The following is a 23,620-nucleotide window of genomic DNA, read 5'->3' on the forward strand; positions in this document are numbered from 1 at the left end:
GACCGGCGGACCGACGCGCGGTCCGGGCGGTCCGGGCGGTCCGGGCCTGCCTACTGCACCAGGATGGCCGGGTTCTGGATCGCGCTGGGCACCATGACGGTGGAGCCGTCGTCGCTGATCTGCTGGATCGTCAGCCCCGACTTGCGGGCGAGCTCACGCGCCGCGTACACCGGTCCGCCGCTCGCCGGGGTGACCGTGACGGCGAAGGTGGCCGCACCCGACGGCGCGGTCAGCGGGACGCCGACGGTCGAGCCCGCCGGGATCTGGACGGTCTTCGTCGTCGGCGTGCCGCCGTTGCCGAGCGTGGCGACGGTGACGCTCGCCGCCCCGTTCGGAGCGGTCAGCAGCAGGGTCGCGTCGCCGCCGGTGTTGCCGGCGACGGTGCCGCGCTGGGTGATCGGCGCGACGGAGGCCAGGTAGGCGGTGTCGCTCCGGCTGCTCGACGTGGCCTCGACGCCCGCGACCACGGGCGTGGCCTGCTTCGGGTCGCTCGGGACCAGACGCAGCAGACCGGGCTGCCCGTGGGTGACGTCGCCGAGGTTGACCATGGTCAGCATCCCGGCCTTGACGTGGACGGTCTCGTGGCCGGCCGGGGTGATCCAGCCGCTCTGCGAGGCCAGCTGGACCTTGAGGTCGGCGTCCGAGTCCCCACTGGCCACGGCGACGGCCAGGTTGTACTGGTGGACGTCGCCCGGCAGGCCGGGGACGGCGACGGTCGGCGCCATCGTCGTCGGGGGGACCCAGTCGTCGCCCGCGTCGGTGGCGGCGTGCAGCGCCGCGGCGATCTGGCCGCTGCGGACGAGCACGTGGACGGCCAGCGTCTGGTTGTCGTTGCCCGGCTGGACCAGTGTGGACAGCAGCAGCGAGCTGGTCCCGTTGGCGGGGACGCTGACGCTGCTCGCGGCGCTGGTGTCCACCTCGCCGGCGGTGCCGAAGATCTGGACGTCGACGTCCGAGTTGTTCGGCGAGGCGTTGGTCAGCTCCAGGTAGTCGCTGCTGGTCTTGACGCTGTCGGCGCCGACGAACCAGAAGTCCGTGCCCGGCCTGGTGCAGCCGGCCCCGGAGAGCCCCTTGTTGCTCGTGGTCGTCTGCTGGACGGTGAACCCGGGGGCGACGGATCCGTTGGCGACCGCCACCACGCCGGGCGCGTTCGCGCCCGCGACGGCCTTGCCCGTGGTCGAGCCGCCGACCTGCGACTGCTGCGCCAACGGGGCGGGAGAGGCCGCGCCCGCGGGAGCGCCCGAGGGCGAAGGCTTGGCCGCGCCGGACGGGGATCCGGAGGGCGAGGGCGTCGTGCCGGGGCTCGCCGCGCCGCCGACCGCCCCGGTGATCGGCGTCAGCGACGCGCCGCCGCCGGAGCCGGTCGAGGAGTCGTGGCCGGGCACGGCCAGGCTGTAGACGGTGCTGCCGGTGACGCCCTGCAGCGGCGGCGGGCAGAGCAGCGAGGTCTGCGTGACCGCGGTGCGAACGCTGTCGCCGGTGGCCGCGGCCTGGCCCTGCGGGGGCCGCAGTTCCGCGATGCCGAGGGCGAGGGCCAGCACCCCGAGCGCGCCCAGCAGGGACTGGGTGGTCCGGTTCATCATCTGGTGCTCAGCTCCCCTGCTCCTGGCCGTGGCCACCGCCCTGGTGACCGCTGCCGTTGTGGCCGCTCAGCCACGGGTCGTCGGGCTCCAGCGAGCCGTACTGGCCCTGTCCCGACGTCGCGTCGTGCCAGCCGTAGGACTGGCCGGGAACGCCCTGCCCGCCCTGGGCCTGCTGGTCGTAGCCCTGCGGTCCGAAGTCGGACTGCGGGTAGCCCTGCTGGTCGTAGCCGCCCTGCTGGTAGCCGCCCTGCTCGTGGCCGGGCTGCTCGTGGCCGGGCTGCTGGTAACCCTGGTGGTCGAAGCCGCCCTGGTCGTAGCCGTTCTGTTCGAAGCCGCCCGACTCGTAGCCGGGCTGCGGGTAGCCGCCCTGCTCGTAGCCGGGCTGCGGGTAGCCGGGCTGCTCCGCGGGGTAGCCGTAGCCGGCCGGGTCCGCGTAGTAGCCCTGGTCCTGGCCGGTGCCCTGACCCATGCCTCCGGCCGGCTGCTCGTGTGCCCGGTCGGCCGACTGCTCGGCGGCCACGGCGGCGTAGACGCCCTCCTGGGCCGCGGCCTCCTCCGCCTCCTGGGCCGGTCCCTCTCCGGCGGCCGCCATCCGGCGGGCCCGACGGGAGCCGGGAACCACCGGCTGCGCCGCCGCCGCGGCGGCGTGGGACAGCTCCTCGGCAGCGCCGTCCTCGGGGCGGTCGTCGTCGACGTTCCGGCGACGGCCCGGCAGCGCCAGGATCACCAGCGCCGCGGCGAAGAAGCACTGCAGGCCGACCCAGCCCAGGCGCAGCGTGCTCTCGTGGTAGCTGACGGCGAGCTTGCCGCCGCTCGCGGGCAGCTGGAAGCCCTGGGCCCAGCCGTCCACCGTCTGCGACTTCAGCGGCTGCCCGTCCAGGGTCGCCGTCCAGCCGGGGTCCGCGCTGTCGGCCAGGCGCAGCACGCGCCCGTCCTGACCGGCCGGAACGGTGGCGTTGACGTCGATCGGGCCGGCGGCCACGGAGACGTCGGGGCTGCCCTGCGTGCGGATCAGCACCCGCGGGGTGGGCTGCTGGACGCGCCAGTAGCTGGCCTGCTGCTGGCTGCTGACGCGGGCGAGCCCGGCCGTGCTGTCCAGCGTCGCGGCCAGCTTGCCGTCGACCGGCGCGAGGACCTCGATGTACTGGACCGCGAAGTCCGCCAGCTCGGTGGACTGGTTCCCGGCCGAGCCGGAGACCAGGGCGTCGACCAGCTGCGTCAGCTGCGCCGAGGGCGCGGCCGCGTTCGTGGTCTCCGAGCTGCCGACGGTCGGACCGCCGGCGCGGACCAGCGTGTAGGAGATGACCTGGCCCTGGTCGCCGGTGCGCAGCACCAGCGACCGGCTCTGGTCGGGCCCCTGGGCCTGCTGGGCGATGAAGGCGGGGACCAGGAGGCCGTCGCCGCGCTTGAGCGGGCCGTCGGCCCCGCGCAGCAGCCACCAGCCGGCGGCCGCCACCGGTGCCAGCGCGGCGGCGAGCACGACGAGCGCGGCGACCGGCTGCCGCCAGCCGAAGTTGATGGCGGCGACGCGCTCTCGCGCGTGGTCGGCGCCGATGGCGGCGGCCGCGAGCAGGGCGACGCCGGTGATCAGGGTGGTCGGGCCGGCCCAGGCGGGGACGGGGGTCTGTCCCGGTCCCGGCACGACGGTGGTGGTGCCCACCAGCGCGGTGCCGATCAGGCCGACGCCGGCCGCACCCCAGGCGGCGACGACGGCGCGGCGGCGGTCGGCGCGCAGCAGCGCGGCGAGCGCGGCCAGCACGACGCCGGCGACCAGGACACCGGGGACCGCGCCGTTGCCGCCGGGGTCGAGCGTCAGCAGGTCCACCGGCGTGGCGGGCGCGCCGACCAGGCCGGGGATGCCGGCCTCCAGCAGGAACCTGCCGGGGTGCAGGAAGAGCCCCAGCGACCAGGGGGCGAGCACGAGCAGCGGGGTGCCGATGATGACGAGCACACGCGGCCCGAGGCCGCGCAGCGCGTCGACACCCTGCCCGAACGCGCCGCCGCGCAGGAACGCGGCCAGCAGCGCGCCGCCGGCCAGCATGAGGCCGAGCACCCAGGCCAGCGGAACGAAGGCGGAGGAGAGGGTCAGCGTGAACGCGGCGACCCAGGCGCTGCGCCAGCCCGGGCGGCCGCCTCGGGCGGCGGTCTCGCGGCGGATGCCGAGGCCGACGCCGATGGCCGCGGCCCGGGCCAGCGGGGGCAGCAGCACGGCCAGTACCGCGGTGCCGATCCGGCCCTGCGCGATGGCGCCGGTGGCGGCGGGCAGCAGCGCGTAGGTGGCGCTGGCCCAGGCGCGGACCAGCCGGGAGTCGATCAGCGGCCGGGAGACCAGGTAGGCGGAGACGCCGGCCAGCGGCACGGTCAGCAGCAGGATGACCGACATGGCCAGGCCGGGGCTGCCGAAGGTGAGGCTGGACAGCGCGGCGAGCACGCCGAGGTAGGGCGGCGCTCCGGCGGCGGTGCCGACGCCGTTCGGCTGCCAGCTCGCCGCGTACTGCTGCCACAGGTCGCTCGCGCCGCCGGGGGTGGGCAGCAGCGAGCCGCCGTAGAGTGCTCCGCTGCCGAGCAGGCCGCGGCAGGCCACCAGGGTCAGCGCGAGCAGGCCGGCGAAGAGCACCGGAGCGGGCTTCCTGGCGATGCGCTTGATCAGCGCGAACTGCTCGACTTCGAGGATGTCGTTGTCGTCGTCCACCGGCCCGGACTCGACCGAGCCGTGCCGGCTGGAGAAGGCCTCGCCGGACCGGCCGCCGCCGAACTCGGCGATCAGGTTCTCCAGCGCGGCGCGGGTGGTGGCGCCGGGCGCGGGGAAGAGCGAGCGGTCGTCGAGCGCGTCGGAGGCGCGGGTGCGGCGGCGCCTGGCGCGGCCGGCCAGCAGCGAGCCGAAGCGCAGCAGGACGTGGCCGAGGCCGCCGATCTCGTCCAGGGCCAGGCCGGGCGTCTTGGCCAGGACGTAGCCGAGGGCGCGCAGCAGCGTGGAGAGGGTGATCCGCAGCAGCAGGTAGGGCAGCAGCAGCGCACGGGAGTTGGCCAGCAGGGTGTAGACCGCGCCGGCCTTGTCGATCCGGTGCGGGCGGTCGGGCCTGGCGCAGTCGATGGGGCGGCGCTCGCGGCTGGCGGCCTCGGCGTGGCGCAGGATCGCGTCGGGTGCCACCACCGCGCGGTGTCCGGCGGCGGCGACGCGCCAGCACAGGTCGACGTCGTCGCGCATCAGCGGCAGCTGCTTGTCGAAGCCGCCGATCTGCTCGAAGACGTCGCGACGGATCAGCATGCCGGCGGTGGAGACCGCGAGCACCGGGCGGACCTGGTCGCGCTGGCCCTGGTCCTGCTCGCGTCGGTCCAGGCCGGTCCAACGGCGGCCGGAGCGGGCGATGCTGACGCCGACCTCCAGCAGCTGCCGGCGGTCGTACCAGGAGCGCAGCTTGGGGCCGATGACGGCGGCGGTGGGGGTGGTCTCGGCAACCTGCAGGAGCTTGCGGAGCGCGTCCGGGTGCGGCTCGCAGTCGTCGTGCAGCAGCCAGATCCACTCGACCGGCTCGGTGCGTCCGCCGCCGCGCAGCTGCTCGCCCGCGAGCTCGTCGTGGTGGCCCAGCGGGTCGCCGAACTGGTCGACGCCGCCCTCCTCGGGGTCGAGCGGGTCGTAGCCGTTCGAGATCGAGTAAGGCAGGTTCTCCGCGTACAGCGGGGGCAGACCGCGGACGCTCTCGTTGACGGCGGTGCCGAAGCCGGTGCGGCGTCCGTACTGGAGGACGGCGTCCTGGCCGAGGGCGTCGGCGAGGAGACGCGGCGTGGCGTCGGTGGATCCGGTGTCGGCGGCGACGATGCGCTGGACCGGACGGTCCTGCTCGAGCAGGCCGCGGAGCGCCTGGGGCAGCCAGCGCGCACCGTCGTGGGCGACGAGCACGGCGGTCACCAGGTGCCGGGGGTAGGCCGGCGGTCGTCCGGCGCCCGGTTGCCCTGGCTGGTGGGTATAGGCAGACATCGCTTTTGCGGACCCCGGTTCGCTGAGTGGCACGACGCGGGCGCGCGTCAGGCGCACCGCTGGCGGACCACACTAACGGGTAGCCGTGGGGTGCGGTGAGGGCTGTCGGGCACGAGGGCCGCGAGGGAAGCCTTCACCTGCGATGTCGTCCTGCTGACGGTTCTGCTTCCGGGAGCGTCGCCGATCCTCCGTTCGCACCACCCGACCGAAGGTCGATCGAGCGTGCGATATGCGGAGGAATCGGGCACTGCCTGTTGAGGTCCCGTCAGACGACGGCCTTCTTCAGCCGCCGGCGCTCGCGCTCGGAGAGCCCGCCCCAGATGCCGAAGCGCTCGTCGTTGGCGAGGGCGTACTCCAGGCACTCGTTGCGGACCTCACAGGCGAGGCAGACCTTCTTGGCCTCGCGCGTCGAGCCGCCCTTCTCGGGGAAGAAGGACTCCGGATCCGTCTGGGCGCACAGGGCGCGCTCCTGCCAGCCAAGCTCTTCCTCGGCCTCTGCCTCGTCGCCGATGACCAACAGATCAAAGAGCTCGCTCATCCGCGCGCCTCCTACCCCTCGTGCTTCTTGCATCCCCGTGATGCGTCCGTGACCTGATGCGGCGTTTGGACACGGGTGAAATTACAAGTGCGTTCTTTCACTGCCGTCAAGCCGAGCTCTGGTATTGGGTCCAGGATTCACTCCCCGGAACCAAGCCGTCACCATAAGTGTGCAAATCCGGACAAACCGGAGGTGCGGCCACCGCCTGACGAAAGCTCACAGCGAGCGCGTCGAGGGCGGCGTTCCCGCCCTCCGACCACTCCAAACCCAGTGGGTGATTTATCCCCCGATCAGGTGATCCAACCCCCACTGTCCCAGAAGTCCCGTCGAGGGGAGTTGACAAGGGCGCTCTTGACAATGTCTGCTAGCTCCATGTCTTCGCACCGCCCCACGTCGAGCAGCCTCCATGGCTCGCTTCGTCGTGCCGCGAGTGCGCTGTGTTGTTGTCGCTGTAGCTAGGGCCCCATCTCCCCCCTGTCTGCTCACAGCCCACAAGGACGACACAGCCGTGACCTCCGGTTCCCTGCCTTTCGCCGTACCCGCACCCACCGCTTCCGCATCCGTCTCCCGCTACCCCGACGGCCTCAGCGACGTCAGCATCGCCGGCGACCCGCTCGCCTGGCCCCACCTGGCGCCCGCCCCGCTCGCGCACCCGACGACCGTCGGCGACTTCGCCGCGCTCGCCCGCCGCGTCGCCGCGGACCGCGCCCGCTGGGAGCCGCTGGTCAGGTACGACGCCCTCACCCGCTGGTACGCGCGGCTGGAGACCGGGCCCGGCTACGAGGTCTGGCTGCTGAGCTGGCTGCCCGGCCAGGGCAGCGGCGCGCACGACCACGGACGGTCCTCCGCCGTGATGACGGTCCTCCAGGGCGAGCTGACCGAACGTTCGCCGGACCGCGATCCGCGCACCCTCGCGACGGGCACGCAGCGGGTCATCGCACCGGGGTACGTCCACGAGGTCGTCAACGACTCACTGGAGCCCGCGGTCACGGTGCACGTGTACTTCCCCGGACTGACGGAGATGACCCCGTACCCGAAGCCGAGCCTGCACCGGCCGACTGTCGCGGGACAGGGTGCGCTGCACGCCCGGCCCGCCGACCTGTCGCACCGCTGACCGCCCCGGCCGGCTCCGGCCGGACAGCCGCGCGCCGACCGGCCGCGCGCCGAAGGCCCGTGCCCACCAGCACCAGTGCCAGCGCCGCCGCGTAGGCGGGTTGTTGCGCGCCCCCGCCGAGGAGGTACTCGGCCATCCCGGCCGCGGGCACGCCCAGCCACTCCCACCGGCCCTCCAGTGCGGCGAGCGCCAGGAGCAGCAGGCTGTACCAGGGGTAACTCGGCGTCGCCAGCAGCAGGGCCGTGCCCGTCACCGTCAGCGCGCCGCGCCACGGCCGCGACGGATCCCCGCGCAGCGCCACCGCCAGCGAGAGCCCGGCGAGCGCCACCGCGGCGACCGGTCCACGCCAGGACTCCGGCACCTGCGCCAACGCCAGCAGGCCGAAGCGGCCGCCCTGGTCGTAGCCTTCCTCCCTGAGGTAGCCGGGCAGGTAGCCGATCACGCCGACGCCGGACAGCACCACGTAGGGCAGATAGCTGAGCAGGAAGGCCCCGCCCGCACCGAGGGCGATCCGCCACCGTCCGCGCCGGTCGGCGAGCGCACCGGGCAGCGCCAGCGCGGGGACCAGCTTCGCCGCCGCGGCCGCGCCCAGCAGGACGCCGGCGAGCAGCGGACGGCGCGCGGTCGCCGCGACCGCCAGTCCGAGCAGCATCAGCAGCACCCCGAGGGTGTCCACGTGCGCGTCGTTCACCGACCAGATCGCGACACCCGGGCACCACGCCCACAGTCCGGCCCAGTAGGCCGGGGCGCGCCGCTCCCCGAGCATGCGCAGCAGGACGACGGTGACGGCGACGGCGAGCAGCAGCCCCAGCAGCTGCATCACCCGCACCGTGCCGCCGAGTGCGTGGCCCAGCAGGAACCAGCCCTCGGCGACGGGCGGATAGATCGTGTGCACCGTGGGCCGGTTGATGTGGGTGCAGATCCCGGCGACCTGCCGCAGGTCCCAGCCCTGGCAGGCCGAGTGCGGTGGGAAGAGCGCGGGCGCCTGCGCGCGCAGCGCGGCGAGGGCGGGGTCGGCGGGGGCGTGGGCGTAGGGCGAGATCCCGGCCGCCTGCACCTGCCCGTCCCAGACGTAGCGGTACACGTCGTCGCTGGTGCGCGGGGCGGCGAACAGCCCGGTCGCGGCGACGGCGACACCGCCGGCCAGGACCAGCGCGCGGCCGACGCGGTCGGGCACGCCCCGGGCGAGCAGCAACGCGAGCCCGAAGAGCAGACCGTCCGCCAGGTACCACCCGTGCAGCGGCTCCGGCCGCCCGAGATTCCCGCCCCCGGTGAACGTCCGCACGAGAGCGAACGCGAGCCCGGCGAGCACGATGGCGCACCCGACGGTGCGGATCTTCACGACCATGCGACCACCGTGGCACCCGCAGCCGCCCCCGGGCAGGCCCGGCGGGCGTTCGTCCGCGTTCCGTAAGACCTGGTCGGCGGGTGGCTCGTGCCCTGCCCGTACAGTGAGGCCGCCCCGGCGACTCCGCCGCGCACGGCACCGGCAACACCGCAAGGAACCACGCTCATGCACCACCCCCGTCGTACTCGTCCCGTCGTCGGCCTGCTCGCCGCCGCGCTCGCCACGGCCTCGCTCGCCGCCTGCGGCGCGCAGACGCCCACCGGCTCGGCGGGCGCGGGCGCCACCGCCTCGCCCACGGCCCCGAAGTCCACCGTCGACCCGGCCACGGCCGCCCGGGGTGCGGAGTTCGCGAAGCTGCGGACCGAGATGGCGCAGGCCATGCGGGCAGCGGGCTTCGACGCCTCGAACACCGAGAACCTGCACCCCTCCGGCTCGCTGACCGGAGTCAAGTACTGCCTGAACAGCTACCTGCTGGTGGTCTCGGAGGCGAAGGCCGCCCAGGTCTCCGCGTCGCTGGCCGGCTCCATGAAGGCGGCGGGCTGGAAGCCGGACCCCGGTGCCGCCCCGGGTGCCGTCACCCTGGAGCGAGGCGACTGGCAGCTCACCGTCACGCACCAATCGTCCGGAACCGACGTCAGCCCGGCGACGGGCAAGGTCCGCAACGCGCCGCTGAGCTTCTTCCAGGCGAAGGACACCAGCTTCGACTGCTCCTGACCCCGGCTCCGGCCGGGTCAGCGCGCGAGCGCGAGGAAGGCGCGGCCGTCGGTGTGCCAGCTCTCGGTGATGCCGAGGCCGGCGGCCGCGGCGGCGCGGCGGGTGGCGGTGGGGCCGAGGCGGGCCCAGGGGAAGGCCGGGCCGGGGGCGGTGTCGGGGGATTCGAGACGGACCGTCAGCCGCTCGTCCACCTCGGCGGGCTCCACCTCGACCAGCAGGTGACCGCCCGGGGCGAGGAGCTCGGCGGCGCGGGCGAGGAGCGCGTGGGGATCACCGCCGATGCCGAGGTTGCCGTCGGCGAGGAGGGCGGTGCCCCAGCGGCCCTCGCCCGGCAGCCGGTCGAAGACCGAGCGGCACAGCGCGCTGCCGCCCAGGCCGACGGTGCGGGCGACGGCGGCACGGGTGATGTCGACGCCCAGGGCCGGCAGACCGCCCCGCTGGAGGGCGGTGACCAGACGGCCGGGGCCGCAGCCGATGTCCAGCGCCGGAAGGCGGCGGCGCAGCGCCCGCGTCAGCAGGCCGGCGTCCGCCGCGTCCGGCTCGCCGCACCAGCGCTCGACGTGCAGCGGCACGCGTGCGCCGGTGTCCTCGCGACGGAGCCAGAGGGGACCGCGGCCGGTCCGCATGGCCTCCGCGAAGGGGTCGTCGACGCGGCCCCAGCCCGGCGACGCGACCGTCGCCGTCACCGTCACCCGCGCACCGCCGCGACCCGCAGCGCCCGCCAGGCGGCGGCGAAGCGGGAGCCGGGGGCCAGCGCGGCGACCTCCGCCGCCGTGGCCGCGGTGTCCACGTCCGTCAGTTCCGGCAGCTCCCGCACCCGCAGTCCCGCGCCGGCGAGTCTGGCCAGCAGCGCCGCGCCGGTGACGGGCGTGGAGATCGGCAGTCCGGCCAGCAGCCGCGTCGCGAGCTCCGGCGTGGGCCGGGCCAGGCCCAGCGCCCAGAAGCCGCCGTCCGCGGCCGGGCCGAACCAGGCGTCCACCCCGGCCCGCGCCGCCGCCGACAACGGCTCGGCCAGGGTGCGCGCGGCGAGCTGCGGCGTGTCCATCCCCACCAGCAGCGCGGGGACCTGACCGGCCACCCCGGCGAAGGCCGCGGCCAGCCGCCGGTCCAGGCCGCCGCCGACCTGGGGGACGACCTCCCAGCCCGGCCGCAGCCAGCGCCCGGGCGCGCCCTCGAGGACCAGGATCCGGCGTGAGGCGGGGATCTGATCGAGCGTCGTCAGCGTGTCCGCGAGCGCCGCCTCGGCCAGTCCGGCGGCGTGCTCCGCCGTGAGTCCCTCGCCGATCAGCCGGGTCTTGACCCGGCCCGCGACCGGCGCCTTGGCCAGCACCAGCAGGACCGGTGCGGGCGCGGCCAGGATCGCGCCCATGTCCCGCACCGCCTGCCGGGTGCCGCGCAGCGTGCCGGTCACCTTGGAGCGGCCCTCGCGCGGCCGGTAGGCGACCGGGATCTCGGCCAGCCGCATGCCCGCCGCCCAGGCGGACAGCACCATCTCCAGCGGATAGCCGGAGCGCCGGTCCCCCAGCCCCAGGGCCAGCAGCCGCTCGCGCGAGGCCGCCCGCATCGGCCCGAGATCGTGCAGCGAGGCGCCCGTGCGCGCCCGCAGCCGCCGGGCGAGCTCGGCGTTGGCCAGCCGGGCGTGCACCGGCCAGGCGCCGCGTCCGGCCGGGACCCTGCGCCCGAGGACGAGGTCCGCCCGGCCCGCCGTCAGCGGTGCGAGCAGCCGGGGCAGCTCCGCCGGGTCGAGCGAGGCGTCGCAGTCGCAGAAGGCCACCCACGGCGCCCGCGCGGCCAGCAGGCCGGCGTGGCAGGCGGCGCCGAAACCGCGCCGCGGCTCGTGCACGACCGTCGCACCGAGGCGGGCGGCGAGTGCGGCCGACCCGTCCGTCGAACCGTTGTCGACCACGATCGGGCGGACTCCGGGCGGCAGCCGGTCGAGCACCCACGGCAACGCCGCGGCCTCGTCCAGGCAGGGAAGTACCAGGTCCACGGCGTCAGCTGCGATCGCCGTCTGCTCCAGGGGCGTCATGCGGCCCACGCTACGAGCGCGATCCGTCCCGCAGGCGGCGACGGCACCTTACGGAACGCGAACATCGGCGCTCCGAAGGGGATCATCGCAGGCGGAAGGCTTCTACCGTGGAGGGGTGACAGAAGCACCCGACGACGCGGCCCCGGCGGTACTCGCCCCGCTGCCGCGCCGGATCCTCGTCGTTGACGACGACCCCACCGTGGCCGAGGTGGTCGCCGGCTACCTGATGCGGGCCGGCTACACCGTGGACCGGGCCGGCGACGGCCGCACCGCGCTGGCCGAGGCGGCGGTGTTCCGGCCCGACCTGGTCGTGCTGGACCTGATGCTGCCGGAGCTCGACGGTCTGGAGGTCTGCCGTCGCCTGCGCGCGGAGCCGTCCACGCGCCACGTGCCGGTGGTCATGCTGACGGCCAAGGGCGACGAGCACGACCGGATCCTCGGCCTGGAGCTCGGCGCGGACGACTACGTCACCAAGCCCTTCTCCCCGCGGGAGCTGGTGCTGCGGATCCAGTCGGTGCTGCGTCGCAGCACCGGGCTGCCCGCGCCTGCCGCGGAGGAGGGCCCGCTCGTCTCCGGCGACCTGCGGCTCGACCCCGCAGCCCGCCGCGCCTGGCGTGGGGGACGCGAACTGACGCTGACCCTGCGCGAGTTCGACCTGCTGGCGTTCCTGCTGGCGCACCCGGGCACGGCCTTCGGCCGCGACGAGCTGATGCACCGGGTCTGGGGCTGGGACTTCGGCGACCTGTCGACGGTCACGGTGCACGTGCGGCGGCTGCGCGAGAAGGTCGAGGACGACGCCGCGGCGCCGCAGCTGATCACCACGGTCTGGGGCGTGGGCTACCGCTTCGACCCCTCGGACGGGCCGTCCCGCGCCCAGGAGACGGCGGTGCCCGATGCATGACCTGCTGGAGATGGCCGCCTACGCGGCCCTGGGCGCGGGCCTGGCCGGGCTGGCGGGCTGGCCCGCGGTGCGGCTGCTGCGGCGGCGCTCGCTGTCGTTGTCGCTGTTCACGGTGGCGCTGGTGACGGTGCTCGCGGTGGCGGCCGGCACGATCGCGGTGGCGCAGGCGATGTTCCTCTCACGCCACGACTACGGGGTCGTGGTCGTGGTGCTCTGCATGGGCTCGCTGGTCGCGCTGTTCGTCGCCTGGCTGCTGGGACGTCAGGTCGCGATCGCCAGTCGGCAGTTGACCCGCGCCGCGCGGACGGTGGGCAGCGACGCGGGCTTCGCGGCGCCGGAGGTGCCGCTGAGCTCGGAGCTGTCGGCGCTGGGCGCGGAGCTGGCCGCGACGAGCGCCAGGCTGGCCGAGTCGCGGCAGCGCGAGCGCGCGCTGGAGTCCTCGCGGCGCGAGCTGATCGCCTGGATCTCGCACGACCTGCGCACGCCGCTGGCGGGGCTGCGGGCGATGGCGGAGGCCCTGGAGGACGGCGTCGCGGACGACCCGCGCCGCTACCACGCGCGGATCCGCCTCGAGGTGGACCGGCTCACCGGCATGGTCGACGACCTCTTCGAGCTCTCCCGCATCCAGGCGGGCGCGCTCACCCTGACGCTCTCCCGCGTCTCGGTCTACGACCTGGTCGGCGACGCGATCGCGGGTGCGTACCCGCTGGCTCGCGAGCGCGGGGTGCGACTGGTCGGCGGCGGGATCGAGCCCGCGCCGGTGCAGGTGGACTCGCGCGAGATGACCAGGGTCCTGGCCAACCTGCTGGTCAACGCGATCCGCGCGACTCCGGTCGACGGCACGGTGGCGGTCGCGGCGTGGGCCGCGGAGCGCGAGGTGGTGGTCTCGGTCACCGACAGCTGCGGCGGCATCCCCGAGGCGGACCTGCCCCGCGTCTTCGAGACGGGCTGGCGCGGCGGCGCGGCGCGGACCCCGCGAGCGCCCGCCGCGGGCGAGGCCGGCGCGGGCCTGGGCCTCGCCATCGTCCGCGGCATCGTCGAGGCCCACGAGGGCCGCGCCAGCGTCCACAACGTCCTCGGCGGCTGCTGCTTCGAGATCGCCCTGCCGTCGGCGAGCGGGTGACCGGGGTGGGCACGTAGCCTGGCCGCATGCGCGCACAGGAGCTGGTCGAGAGCCTCGGTCTCGAGCCGCATCCGGAAGGGGGCTTCTTCAGACGGATCTACACCAGCCCGCACGCGCACCACACACCCGGCGGCGAGCGTCCGACGGCGACCTCGATCCACTACCTGATGACCGACGCCCGGCCGTGCGGTCGGCTGCACCGCAACCGCAGCGACATCCTGCACTTCTTCCTCGAAGGCGATCCGGTCGAGTACCACGTGCTGGACGCCGAGGGCCGCCACCGCGTCCACCTGCTCGGCCCCGACACTCCCGGACGGTTGCTGACCGTGCCCGGCGGCCGCTGGAAGGCGTCGAGGCTGCCACCCGGCTCGCGTTACACGCTGGTGGCGGAGGTGGTCACCCCGGGCTTCGACTTCGCGGACCACGAGTTCGCCACGGAGCACGACCTGCCGCCCGCTCGCCTCGGCCTGTTCCGCCGCTTCCTCGGCTAGGGCCGGGTCCAGGGGGTACGCCACGGTCTTCCCGGGCCCGGCCTGCCTGGCACACACGCCGGCCGCGTCGGCGAGACACCCACGTCCTTCCGGTCCGGGGGCGTCCCGCCGCCTCGCGGTCGCGTGCCGGACACCCCGGACGACCCTGGGCCGATCCGAGAGGATCCGCCTGCCCTGGCTCTCCCCGCGGGAAGGCGCCCGGCGCGACGTCCCTGCGGCAGACCTCCGCACTCGTGCACGGCATCGACACGAGCCGCACGGAGAGCCGCGCGATGCCGGCCGAGCTGGACGACCGCACGCTCGGCCGCTCGGCGGGCGCCGGGGTCAACCCGACCACCCACGGCCCTGGAACGGGGAAAGCTCGACGGAGTCAGTCGGCGGCCCGGGAGAACTCCGCCATCCCCTGGGCGAACGCGACCTTCGGCGCCCAGCCCAGCTCCCGGCGGAGCCGGCGGGAGTCGGCGGTGATGTGGCGCACGTCACCCAGGCGGAACTCGCCCGTCACCTCGGGCTCCGGGCCGCCGCAGGCGGCCGCCAGGGCTTCCGCCAGATCGCCCACCGTGTGGGTCTCGCCGCTGCCGACGTTGTAGGCGCGGAAGAAGCCGGGCTCGCGGCTGTCCAGGGAGGCGAGGGCCGCGAGGTTCGCCGAGGCCACGTCGGAGACGTGGACGAAGTCGCGGCGCTGGGCGCCGTCCTCGAAGACGCGGGGCGACTCGCCGCGGGCCAGGGCGGAGCGGAAGAGCGCGGCGACGCCCGCGTAGGGGGTGTCGCGGGGCAGGCCGGGGCCGTAGACGTTGTGGTAGCGCAGCGCCACCGCCGCACCGCCGCAGGCGCGGGACCAGGCGGAGGCCAGGTGCTCCTGGACCAGCTTGCTCGCCGCGTAGACGTTCCGCGGATCGGTCGCCGCGTCCTCGTCGACCAGGCCCGGCTTCAGCTCCGCGCCGCAGCGCGGACAGCAGGGCTCGAAGCAGCCGGCTTCCAGATCCGCGTACCGGCGCGGCGGCGCGCCGACCCTGCCGTGCTCGGCGCAGTCGTACCGGCCCTCGCCGTAGACCACCATCGAGCCGGCCAGCACCAGCCGCCCCACGCCCGCGCGCGCCATCGCGGCCAGCAGCACGGCCGTGCCCAGGTCGTTGCAGCCCACGTAGTCCGGCGCGTCGTCCAGGTCCACGCCGAGGCCGACCTTCGCCGCCTGGTGGCAGACCGCGTCGACGCCGCGCAGCGCGTCCGCGACCACGGCGGGATCCCGCACGTCGCCCACGATCCCGCCCGGCACCGGCCGGTTGTCCAGCACCCGCACCTCGTGCCCCGCCGCGAGCAGCGTCCGTGCCACGGCCGTTCCGATGAAACCGGCTCCCCCGGTGAGCAGTACCTTCATGCCTGCGACGCTAGGGCCGTCCGGCTCGCCGCGCAGCGGGCAGCGCCCGCGCGTCATGACTCCGTAAGACGCCTGCGAGGATAGGCGGCATGCGCATCACGGTACTGGCCGGAGGAATCGGCGGAGCGCGCTTTCTGCGCGGACTCAAGGCGGCGGTCGGTGAGCAGGACAGCATCACCGTCATCGGCAACACGGGCGACGACATCCACCTGTTCGGGCTGAAGGTCTGCCCGGACCTGGACACCGTGATGTACACGCTCGGCGGCGGCATCAACGAGGAGCAGGGCTGGGGGCGCGCGGAGGAGACCTGGTCGGTCAAGAACGAGCTGGCCGCCTACGGCGTCGGCCCCTCGTGGTTCGGCCTGGGCGACCGGGACTTCGCCACCCACATCGTCCGCACCCAGATGCTCGGCGCCGGCTACCCGCTGAGCGCCGTCACCGAGGCGCTGTGCGACCGCTGGCAGCCGGGCGTCCGGCTGCTGCCGATGTCGGACGACCGGATCGAGACCCACGTCGTCATCGAGGACCCCGAGCAGGACGGCAAGCGCCGCGCGGTCCACTTCCAGGAGTACTGGGTCAAGCTGCACGCCTCCGTCCCCGCACAGGCGATCCTGCCGGTCGGCGCGGAGACCGCGAAGCCCGCGCCGGGCGTGCTGGAGGCGATCGCCGAGGCGGACGTGATCCTCTTCCCGCCGTCCAACCCGGTCGTCAGCATCGGCACGATCCTGGCGGTGCCCGGCATCCGCGAGTCGATCGTCGCGGCGGACGCCCCGGTGGTCGGACTCTCCCCCATCGTCGGCGGCGCACCGGTGCGCGGCATGGCCGACAAGGTCCTGGAGGCGGTCGGCGTGGAGAGCACGGCGGCGGCCGTGGCCAAGCACTACGGCCCCGGCCTGGTCGACGGCTGGCTGGTGCACACCTCCGACGAGGCGGCGATCGCCGAGGTCGAGGCCGCGGGGATCACCTGCCGCGCGGTGCCGCTGCTGATGACCGACACGGCGACCACCGCGGCGATGGCCCGTCAGGCGCTGGAGCTGGCGGAGGAGGTGCGCGGATGAGCGAGGTGCGGATCCTGGGCGTCGACGGCGTCCCCGAGGTGGCCGAGGGCGCCGACCTGGCCCGGCTGCTCGTGGACACCGGCGTGGCGCTGCAGGACGGCGACGTCCTGCTGGTGACCTCGAAGATCGTCAGCAAGGCCGAGGGCCGGCTGGTCCGGGCGACGGACCGCGAGGCCGCGATCGACGCGGAGGCGGTCCGGGTGGTCGCCCGGCGCGGGCGGACCAGGATCGTCGAGAACCGGCAGGGCCTGGTGATGGCCGCGGCCGGCGTCGACGCCTCCAACACGCCGTCAGGCACGGTGCTGCTGCTGCCCGAGGACCCCGACGCCTCGGCGCGGACGCTGCGCAAGCGGCTGCACGAGCTGACGGGCGCGCGGGTCGGCGTGGTCGTCACGGACACGTTCGGGCGCCCCTGGCGCAACGGGCTGACCGACGTGGCCATCGGCGCGGCGGGCGTCGCGGTCCTGGAGGACCACCGCGGCCGGGTGGACAACCACGGCAACGAGCTGGCCCTGACCGTCACCGCGCTCGCGGACGAGCTGGCCGCGGCGGCGGACCTGGTCAAGGGCAAGACCTCGGGCCGTCCCTTCGCGATCGTGCGCGGCCTGGCGCACGTGGTGACGGAGGAGGACGGCGACGGCGTCCGCCCGCTGATCCGTCCTGCGGACGAGGACCTGTTCCGGCTGGGCACCTCGGAGGCGATCCGCGAGGCCGTGCACGGCAGGCGCACGGTCCGCGCGTTCACCGACGAACCGGTCGACGCCGGCGCGGTCCGCCGCGCGGTGGCGGCGGCGATCACGGCCCCGGCCCCGCACCACACCACTCCGTGGCGGTTCGTCCTCCTCGAATCCGCGGATGCGCGGACGCGCCTGCTGGACGCGATGCTGGCCGCGTGGAACCGCGACCTGGTCGAACTCGACGGCTGGGACGAGGAACGGGTCGCCCGCCGGGTCCGCCGCGGGGACGTCCTGCGGAACGCGCCGTACCTGGTCGTCCCGTGCATGGTGATGGACGGCTCCCACCCCTACCCCGACGCCCGGCGCGAGGCCGCGGAGCGGGAGATGTTCGTGGTGGCGCTGGGCGCGGCGGTCGAGAACCTGCTCGTCACCCTCTCGGGGGAGGGCCTCGGCTCGGCGTGGGTCTCCTCGACGATGTTCTGCCGCGACACCGTCCGCTCCGTCCTCGACCTGCCCTCCGACTGGGACCCCATGGGCGCGATCGCCGTCGGCCGCCCCGCCGAACCCCCGCGCGACCGCGCCCCCCGCGACCCGGAAGCCTTCTGCACAGTGCGGTAGTTCGTCAGGGGCGCGAGGAACCGCGCGGCTCTGCCGCGCGGACGCGAGGCTTCCGGCCAAGGGCTCGTTGCAACACCCCGGGGGTGCGAGGAACTGCGCGGCAAGCCACCCGCTGCGGATGGTCCTCAACGCGCGGGGCCATCCGCACAGCGTGGTTTCTCGCACGCAGTTGATCAAGCAGAGCCCCGCGCCCCCGGACAGTGCAACGGGCCCTTGGACTGCGAGGTGCCGCGTCCGCGCCCCGGAGGCGCGCAGTTCCCCGCCCCCCTGGGGGTTGCAGCTACATGTCGCGGAAGTCCAGTGGGCTGTACTTCGGGGCGCGGCGGGGCGCGGCGACGTGCAGGGTGCGGAGGAGGCGGCAGACGCGGTAGCGGTGGGGGCGGTAGGGCTCCAGGAGTTCCAGCATCACCGCGTCGTCGCTCCGTTCCCGCCCGGCAAGGGCCCAGCCGACCGTGTTCGGCAGGTGCAGGTCGCCGACGGACACGGCGTCCGCGTCGCCGTTGCTGCGCTGCAGCGTCTCCGCCGCCGTCCAGACGCCGATGCCGGGGACCGTCGTCAGCCGGGCCTCCGCGTCCGCCGGGGACATCGCCGAGGCCTCCTCCAGCCGCGGAGCGAGCCGCGCCGCCCGCACGACCGTCGCCGCACGCTTGCCGTCGACGCGGGCCCGGTGCCAGGCCCAGGAGGGGATCATCGCCCAGTCCCGCGCCGCGGGCGGCGCGTACATGTACGGGGGCACCGCCGAACCGCCGGGCGCCGGCTCGCCGTACTGGCGGAGCAGCGTGCGCCACGCCTCGTACGCCTCACCGGTGGTGACCTTCTGTTCCAGGATCGCCGGGACCAGCGACTCCATCACCAGCCCGGTGCGTCCGATCCGCAGCCCGGGATTGCGCGCGTGCGCGTCCCGCAGCAGGCGCTGGCCGCGCGGGTCGAACGCGGACGGGTCGTCCTCCGCGCCGAGCCACCGCGGGACCGCGTCCAGCAGCCAGGGCGCGCCTGCGCCCCACGCCGTCGCCTCCACCGCGCCCTCCGCGGGGCGGGTGCGCAGGCGCAGCGTGCCGACGCCGCCGGGGGTGCGGGAGACGCGCCACAACGCGCCGTCGCGGTCGCGGCGGTAGGACGGATCGAGGGGGCCGCGCCGCAGAAAGCCGAAGGTCTGCGCGAGGTCGAGCGGGCCGTCCGGCCGCCACATCCGCGTCGTCTCGCGCGCCCGCGCCACCGCTCCTGTCCCGCTGTCCACCCGAGTCAGGCTACTCGCTGGGAAAGTTAGCGGCGGGGGTCTGGTCTGTTCACCGGTTCCACGCCGTAGGCTGGGCACCACCATGAGCCAGACACCTCTCAGCGGCGCAGAGACCCCCGCCGATCTGCTGCGCTCCCTCCTTGACGCCGATCCCGCCCGTCCGCTGATCACGTACTACGACGACGCGACCGGCGAGCGGGTCGAGCTGTCGGTGAAGACGTTCGACAACTGGGTGGCCAAGACGGCCAACCTGCTGCAGGACGATCTCGCCGCCGCTCCGGACGACCGCGCCGCGCTGTTGCTGCCCGCGCACTGGCAGACCGCGATCTGGCTGTTCGCCTGCTGGTCGGTCGGCGTGCTGGCCTGTCCCGGCGGGGAGCCGGCGAAGGCGCAGCTGGTGGTGAGCGGGCCCGACAGCCTGGAGGAGGCGCTGGCCTGCGAGGGCGAACGGGTGGCCCTCGCGCTGCGGCCGCTCGGCGGGCGGTTCCCGCAGCTGCCGGCCGGCTTCGTGGACTACGCGGTGGAGGTCCCCGCGCAGGGGGACCGGTTCGTCCCCTACGCGCCGGTCGACCCCGACCGGCCCGCGCTGGAGATCGACGGCGAGCAGCTGAGCGGCTCGCACACGGTCGCGCTGGCCGCCGAGCACGCCCGCCAGCTGGGGATCGGCGCGGAGGACCGGGTCCTGTCCACGCTGACCTACGGCGACTGGGACGGTCTCGCGGGCGGACTGCTGGCCCCGCTGGCGGCCGGTGCGAGCGTCGTGCTCTGCCGCAACAGCGAGTCGCTCGCCCCGGAGACCCTGGCGCGCCGCATCGCCGACGAGCGGGTCACCCGCCAACTCGGCTGACTCCGGCCGACCCCGACCGCCCCGGACCGACGGGAGGGCCAGGACCGCCCGGTGGACCCTCCCCCGGACGGGTCAACCCGTCGTGTGCCCGGGCGGGACCCCGGTCATGATCAGTGGAGGGCGGCAAGGGGCTGCCCTCCGTCGACCGGGGGTTCCGTGGGCCGCAGCCGAAGAGACCGCGACAAGACGCCCGGCGGCCACCGCCGCCGGGTGCTGCTGTGGATATCGGTCGGGCTCGGCCTCCTGCTCGTCGTCGCCGCCGGCACGGCGTGGCTCGGCTACAACAAGCTCAACGGCAACATCCACACCGACACCACCACCGACCGGCTGCTCGGCCCCAGCTCGTCCCGGCCGACGCAGGTGAACGGCGAGAACATCCTGCTGATCGGCTCGGACTCGCGCGCCGGGGCGAACGCCGCCTACGGCACCGCGGTCGGGGCCCGCTCGGACACCACGATCCTGCTGCACATCTCCCGCGACCGCCGGCGCGCGGTCGGGGTGAGCATCCCGCGCGACGCGATGGTCGACGTACCCGCCTGCACCCTGCCGGACGGCCGGGTCACCGCTCCCTACCTCGGGATGTTCAACTCCGCCTTCGAGCAGGGCGGCACCGCCTGCACCATCCGCACCGTCGAGCAGATGACGGACATCAGGATCGACCACTTCGTCGTGGTCGACTTCACCGGCTTCAAGAAGATGATCGACGCGATCGGCGGCGTCGACGTCTGCCTGTCCAAGCCGGTGGTGGACAAGGACTCCCAACTCGACCTGCCGGCCGGGCGGCAGAACCTCGACGGCGAGCAGGCCCTCGGCTACGTCCGGGTGCGCTACGCGCTGGGCGACGGCAGCGACACCGAGCGGATGGGCCGTCAGCAGGACTTCCTCTCCTCCCTGGTGCAGAAGGTGGAGAGCTCGGGCGTGCTGCTCAACCCGACCCGGCTCTATCCGCTGCTGGACGCCGCGACCTCGGCGCTGACGGTCGACCCGGGGCTGAACACCCTGAACAAGCTGTACGACCTCGCGTCGAGCCTGTCCCACATGCCCTCCGGCGCCACGGAGTTCCTGACCGCGCCGCGCGAGCCCTACGCCTACGACCACAACCGCGACCAGCTCCAGCAGCCGGAGGCCAACCAGCTGTTCCAGCAGCTGCGCAACGACGAGCCCGTCACCGTCGCGCCCCCGCAGCCGTCCCCGTCCCCGTCAGCCACCACCCCCGCCTCCGGATCCGCCTCTCCGTCAGCCGGCGCCTCGGCCGCCGCGGCGCTCTCCGGCGCCCCCGGCGCGTCCCCCTCACCCGGCCCGGTCAAGGCGGCGTCCGCGGACCTGACCCGACTGCTCTCCGTGGGGGTTGCAGCCGCCTCACCTGCGCCGACCTTCACCGGGCGGAACGGCGCGCAGGACATCTGCTCCACACCCTGACACCGGCTCCCAGGACGCCCCGCTACGCTTGCGCCGCACGATCGGCACGGAACGGAGCGGCACGTGGGCACGCGCGGCAAGAGCAGGCGACGGGCACAGGGCTCCCACAGCGGGCCGTGGCTGGCGGGCGCGGCCGGGTTCCTCGCCCTCAGCGGCGTCGGCGGCTTCCTGCTGCTGCACGGCGGCGGCAGTCCCACGGCGTCCGCGCACGACGCCCTGACCCCGAGTCCGACGGCGTCGTCGTCCGCCGCGGCGTCCGCCTCCGCCGCGCCTGACTGCACCGCGCGGCCCGCCGACGCCGCGTTCGCCGCCGCCGGGCCGAAGGCCAAGCCGATCAACGTCCGGGTGACGGTGCTGAACGGCAGCGGCACCTTCGGGCAGGCCGAGACGGTGCTGAGCTGGATGCAGAACACCGAGAAGTACCTGCGCACCAGCAACGGCGGGCCGGCCGCCCACCGTCAGGCGACGACGACCCTCGTCTACGCCCCCGACCACGTCGACCAGGCGCGCGCGCTCGTCGCCGCCCTGGGCCTGCCCGTCTCCGCGCTGCACGGCGACGGCACCGCGCGAGGGGCGCGGGATCCGATGGTGCTGACCCTCGGCTCGGACTTCCACGGGGTCGGGAAAACTTTCTCCGTCTGCTGAGGAACCACGTCGGGAACGCCTGCGTCCGTGCTGCGCAGGGAGGAAAAACAGCGGGTGAACACAGCGGATTTCCCTGCACACGGCGCGTGACCGAGCGCACCGGAACTAGGGGTTTCTCTTGCCGTTCCCCGACTCCTCCCAGTGAACTCCAGGCAGTGAATGGTTAAAGTCTTCGGGTGCGGCGAGCGGGGGCCGGGCCGCAACCGAACGTTCCGAGGGGGATTGAGCCCTGATGTACGAGGATGACCGTTTTGGTGACACCGTGACGGACAATCCGGCAGAAATACCCCGACAGGGCGGTCGGGCAGCTGCCAGAAAGGCCCTCAAAACAAGACGCAAGAAAGCAAGCCGCGGAAAACGAATACTGAAATGGACCGCGGTCGGCACGGCGTCCGCGGTGCTGGTGACCGCGGGCGGCTTCTATGTCTACCTGAAAATCCTCGACAGCAATATCAAGACCGGCGATCTGCATTCCGGTGGCGTGGGCCCGAATACCGTGGCCGAGCACGCCGGCCCCAACGGCCAGCTGCCGATCAACGTCCTGGTCATCGGCTCGGACTCGCGCAACAACGCCGAGGACGTGTCGCTGGGCGGCTCCCAGTCCTCGGTCGGCGGGGCGCCGCACGCCGACGTCGAGATGCTGGTGCACATCTCCGCCGACCGCACCAACGCGTCGATCACCAGCATTCCGCGTGACACCTTCGTGCACGGCTTCGCCTGCGGCGGCAAGACGCTGCCGTTCGACCGGATCACCGACACCCTCGCCCACGGCCCCGGCTGCGTGCTGGACACCTGGGAGAGCGTCACCGGGGTCCACATCGACAACTGGGTGATGCTCGACTTCTCCGGGGTCGTGAAGATGGCCGACGCCATCGGCGGCGTCCAGGTCCGGGCCTGCAAGAACGTCTACGACTACTACGTCTACCGGGACGCCCAGGGGGTGCGGCACGAGGAGGGCTCGCACCTCGAACTGCCCGGCGGCCCGCACACCATCTACGGCATCCAGGCGCTGGAGTGGCTGCGCACCCGCCACGCCTTCGGCGACGGCACCGACCCCGGGCGCACCGCCGCCCAGCACCAGTACCTGAACTCGATGATCAGGAAGTTCAAGTCGGCGGGCACCCTGCTGAACCCGGCGAAGCTCAACTCGCTGGCCGTGGCGGCGACGACCTCGGTGAAGACCTCGCCGGGCCTCGGCAGCATCGAGGCGATGAGCGGCCTCGCCCTGGAGTTCAACAAGGTCCCGTCCAACCGGGTGACCACGACGACGATCCCGTTCTCCCACATGACGGAGCCCGGCTACACCAACCCGAACAACTGGGTGCCGATCTTCAACGACCAGACCAAGCAGCTGTTCCAGATGATCGCCAACGACATCCCGCTGGACAAGAACGGCGCCGCGCCCTCCGCCTCGGCCTCGCCCAGCCCGACCGCGACCCCGGTCGCCGTCGACAAGGCGGGCATCGCCCTCACGGTGGAGAACGCCAGCGCGACCGTCGGCCGCGGCAAGGCCATGGCCGAGCACCTGGTCTCACTGGGCTTCAGCCAGGCGCAGCGCAGCACCAAGCCCGTCACCGGGACGACCGAGCTGACCTACCCGACCGCCGACAAGGCGCAGGCCGAGGCCGTCGCCGCCGCGCTCGGGCTCACTCCGGGCACGCTCAAGGCGTCCGCCTCGGCCACCGGACTGACACTGAAGATCGGCACGGAATGGCCCAACGGCGACGACTACCGGTCCACGCTGCCCAAGCAGGGCACGCTGCCGACCGGGACCGACGCCCAGAACGCCCAGGACGACTCCGGCTCGTGCATGCCGGTCGCCCCAGGCCACACCTGGACGTCGAGCACCCCGCCCGTCGTCCCGCAGCCTGCGGGCTACCGGCAGTACACGACCCCGTAGCGGGTCGGAGCGGGCGGACGC

18 protein-coding genes and 2 pseudogenes are annotated in these 23,620 nt (G+C 74.3%); 11 read left to right on the plus strand and 9 right to left on the minus strand.

From position 1 onward, the window contains the following. Window positions 1–50 precede the first annotated feature (50 nt). From BS83_RS22990 to BS83_RS23000, 3 genes are all read right to left on the minus strand, one after another. Window positions 51–1,583 (minus strand): DUF5719 family protein, encoded by a 1,533-nt coding sequence (locus BS83_RS22990; RefSeq protein WP_051943665.1) that lies wholly within the window; start codon window positions 1,581–1,583, stop codon window positions 51–53. Window positions 1,584–1,590: 7 nt separating this feature from the next. Next, entirely contained in the window at window positions 1,591–5,562 is a 3,972-nt protein-coding gene (locus BS83_RS48375) for a glycosyltransferase (protein ID WP_084713888.1), read from the minus strand. 265 nt (window positions 5,563–5,827) lie between these two features. Beyond that, window positions 5,828–6,100 (minus strand): WhiB family transcriptional regulator, encoded by a 273-nt coding sequence (locus tag BS83_RS23000; RefSeq protein WP_037605457.1) that lies wholly within the window; start codon window positions 6,098–6,100, stop codon window positions 5,828–5,830. A gap of 598 nt (window positions 6,101–6,698) precedes the next feature. Between BS83_RS23000 and BS83_RS23005 the strand changes: the two genes are divergently transcribed. Then, a complete protein-coding gene (locus BS83_RS23005) occupies window positions 6,699–7,214 on the plus strand; it encodes a cysteine dioxygenase (protein WP_037609685.1) in 516 nt (171 codons plus the stop codon). Window positions 7,215–7,446: 232 nt separating this feature from the next. Here BS83_RS23005 and BS83_RS44200 read toward each other — a convergent pair. Then, a pseudogene (locus tag BS83_RS44200) lies at window positions 7,447–8,562 on the minus strand (glycosyltransferase 87 family protein); the annotation flags it as partial. A gap of 165 nt (window positions 8,563–8,727) precedes the next feature. Between BS83_RS44200 and BS83_RS45655 the strand changes: the two are divergent. Beyond that, window positions 8,728–9,276, plus strand: a complete 549-nt coding sequence (locus BS83_RS45655; RefSeq protein WP_037605459.1) for a hypothetical protein — start codon at window positions 8,728–8,730, stop codon at window positions 9,274–9,276. Between the two features lie 17 nt (window positions 9,277–9,293). Here BS83_RS45655 and BS83_RS23020 read toward each other — a convergent pair whose 3' ends face one another. The 3 genes and pseudogenes from BS83_RS23020 to BS83_RS47740 all read right to left on the minus strand — a co-directional run. Then, complete coding sequence (locus BS83_RS23020) at window positions 9,294–9,968, minus strand: class I SAM-dependent methyltransferase (protein WP_037609687.1); 675 nt, start codon at window positions 9,966–9,968, stop codon at window positions 9,294–9,296. After that, complete coding sequence (locus BS83_RS47735; RefSeq protein WP_408641101.1) at window positions 9,965–10,606, minus strand: TIGR04282 family arsenosugar biosynthesis glycosyltransferase; 642 nt, start codon at window positions 10,604–10,606, stop codon at window positions 9,965–9,967. Before BS83_RS47735 ends, BS83_RS23020 begins: the two co-directional genes overlap by 4 nt. Next, a pseudogene (locus BS83_RS47740) lies at window positions 10,580–11,305 on the minus strand (glycosyltransferase family 2 protein); the annotation flags it as partial. The gene BS83_RS47735 and the pseudogene BS83_RS47740, both read right to left, overlap by 27 nt. A gap of 115 nt (window positions 11,306–11,420) precedes the next feature. On the opposite strand from BS83_RS47740, the gene BS83_RS23030 reads away from it, so the two are divergent. From BS83_RS23030 to BS83_RS23040, 3 genes are read left to right on the plus strand one after another with little or no spacing between them, the layout of a single operon-like run. Then, window positions 11,421–12,206, plus strand: coding sequence for a response regulator transcription factor (locus tag BS83_RS23030; protein ID WP_051943671.1), 786 nt, complete (start codon window positions 11,421–11,423; stop codon window positions 12,204–12,206). Then, complete coding sequence (locus BS83_RS23035; RefSeq protein WP_037605460.1) at window positions 12,199–13,329, plus strand: sensor histidine kinase; 1,131 nt, start codon at window positions 12,199–12,201, stop codon at window positions 13,327–13,329. The genes BS83_RS23030 and BS83_RS23035 overlap by 8 nt, the downstream gene beginning before the upstream one ends. A 26-nt stretch (window positions 13,330–13,355) precedes the next feature. Next, entirely contained in the window at window positions 13,356–13,820 is a 465-nt protein-coding gene (locus BS83_RS23040) for a cupin domain-containing protein (RefSeq protein ID WP_051943673.1), read from the plus strand. A 370-nt stretch (window positions 13,821–14,190) separates the two neighbouring features. Here BS83_RS23040 and BS83_RS23045 read toward each other — a convergent pair whose 3' ends face one another. Beyond that, window positions 14,191–15,198 (minus strand): NAD-dependent epimerase/dehydratase family protein, encoded by a 1,008-nt coding sequence (locus tag BS83_RS23045; RefSeq protein WP_037605461.1) that lies wholly within the window; start codon window positions 15,196–15,198, stop codon window positions 14,191–14,193. Between the two features lie 89 nt (window positions 15,199–15,287). On the opposite strand from BS83_RS23045, the gene cofD reads away from it, so the two are divergent. Next, window positions 15,288–16,256 (plus strand): 2-phospho-L-lactate transferase, encoded by a 969-nt coding sequence (cofD, locus tag BS83_RS23050; RefSeq protein WP_037605463.1) that lies wholly within the window; start codon window positions 15,288–15,290, stop codon window positions 16,254–16,256. Continuing rightward, window positions 16,253–17,551, plus strand: coding sequence for a coenzyme F420-0:L-glutamate ligase (locus BS83_RS23055; RefSeq protein ID WP_037605464.1), 1,299 nt, complete (start codon window positions 16,253–16,255; stop codon window positions 17,549–17,551). Before cofD ends, BS83_RS23055 begins: the two co-directional genes overlap by 4 nt. A 280-nt stretch (window positions 17,552–17,831) precedes the next feature. On the opposite strand, the gene BS83_RS23060 is transcribed toward BS83_RS23055, so the two are convergent. Beyond that, window positions 17,832–18,740 (minus strand): DNA-3-methyladenine glycosylase family protein, encoded by a 909-nt coding sequence (locus BS83_RS23060; RefSeq protein ID WP_037605465.1) that lies wholly within the window; start codon window positions 18,738–18,740, stop codon window positions 17,832–17,834. Window positions 18,741–18,870: 130 nt separating this feature from the next. On the opposite strand from BS83_RS23060, the gene BS83_RS23065 reads away from it, so the two are divergent. The 4 genes from BS83_RS23065 (at window position 18,871) to BS83_RS23080 (ending at window position 23,599) form a co-directional block, all read left to right on the plus strand. Beyond that, the gene (locus BS83_RS23065) at window positions 18,871–19,635 is read left to right on the plus strand and encodes a TIGR03089 family protein (RefSeq protein WP_037605469.1); all 765 of its coding nucleotides are present in this window, start codon (window positions 18,871–18,873) and stop codon (window positions 19,633–19,635) included. A gap of 156 nt (window positions 19,636–19,791) precedes the next feature. After that, complete coding sequence (locus tag BS83_RS23070) at window positions 19,792–21,054, plus strand: LCP family protein (RefSeq protein ID WP_232248463.1); 1,263 nt, start codon at window positions 19,792–19,794, stop codon at window positions 21,052–21,054. Between the two features lie 63 nt (window positions 21,055–21,117). Further along, window positions 21,118–21,699: a LytR C-terminal domain-containing protein gene (locus BS83_RS23075; protein ID WP_051943675.1), complete on the plus strand. Its 582-nt coding sequence runs from the start codon at window positions 21,118–21,120 to the stop codon at window positions 21,697–21,699. A gap of 397 nt (window positions 21,700–22,096) precedes the next feature. Beyond that, window positions 22,097–23,599 carry an LCP family protein gene (locus BS83_RS23080; RefSeq protein WP_051943677.1) on the plus strand — a complete coding sequence of 501 codons (1,503 nt, stop codon included), beginning with the start codon at window positions 22,097–22,099 and terminating at the stop codon, window positions 23,597–23,599. The last annotated feature ends 21 nt before the right edge of the window (window positions 23,600–23,620 follow it).

This window comes from Streptacidiphilus rugosus AM-16 (genome assembly GCF_000744655.1).
GTDB classification, from domain to species: domain Bacteria; phylum Actinomycetota; class Actinomycetes; order Streptomycetales; family Streptomycetaceae; genus Streptacidiphilus; species Streptacidiphilus rugosus.

Bases quoted from the DNA above. Each gene is read 5' to 3' on its own strand.
- BS83_RS23055 (WP_037605464.1), top strand. From the start codon at position 16,253: ATGAGCGAGGTGCGGATCCTGGGCGTCGACGGCGTCCCCGAGGTGGCC.
- BS83_RS23000 (WP_037605457.1), bottom strand. From the start codon at position 6,100: ATGAGCGAGCTCTTTGATCTGTTGGTCATCGGCGACGAGGCAGAGGCC.
- BS83_RS45655 (WP_037605459.1), top strand. From the start codon at position 8,728: ATGCACCACCCCCGTCGTACTCGTCCCGTCGTCGGCCTGCTCGCCGCC.
- BS83_RS48375 (WP_084713888.1), bottom strand. From the start codon at position 5,562: ATGTCTGCCTATACCCACCAGCCAGGGCAACCGGGCGCCGGACGACCG.
- cofD (WP_037605463.1), top strand. From the start codon at position 15,288: ATGCGCATCACGGTACTGGCCGGAGGAATCGGCGGAGCGCGCTTTCTG.
- BS83_RS23040 (WP_051943673.1), top strand. From the start codon at position 13,356: ATGCGCGCACAGGAGCTGGTCGAGAGCCTCGGTCTCGAGCCGCATCCG.
- BS83_RS23045 (WP_037605461.1), bottom strand. From the start codon at position 15,198: ATGAAGGTACTGCTCACCGGGGGAGCCGGTTTCATCGGAACGGCCGTG.
- BS83_RS23035 (WP_037605460.1), top strand. From the start codon at position 12,199: ATGCATGACCTGCTGGAGATGGCCGCCTACGCGGCCCTGGGCGCGGGC.
- BS83_RS22990 (WP_051943665.1), bottom strand. From the start codon at position 1,583: ATGATGAACCGGACCACCCAGTCCCTGCTGGGCGCGCTCGGGGTGCTG.
- BS83_RS23060 (WP_037605465.1), bottom strand. From the start codon at position 18,740: ATGTGGCGGCCGGACGGCCCGCTCGACCTCGCGCAGACCTTCGGCTTT.
- BS83_RS23065 (WP_037605469.1), top strand. From the start codon at position 18,871: ATGAGCCAGACACCTCTCAGCGGCGCAGAGACCCCCGCCGATCTGCTG.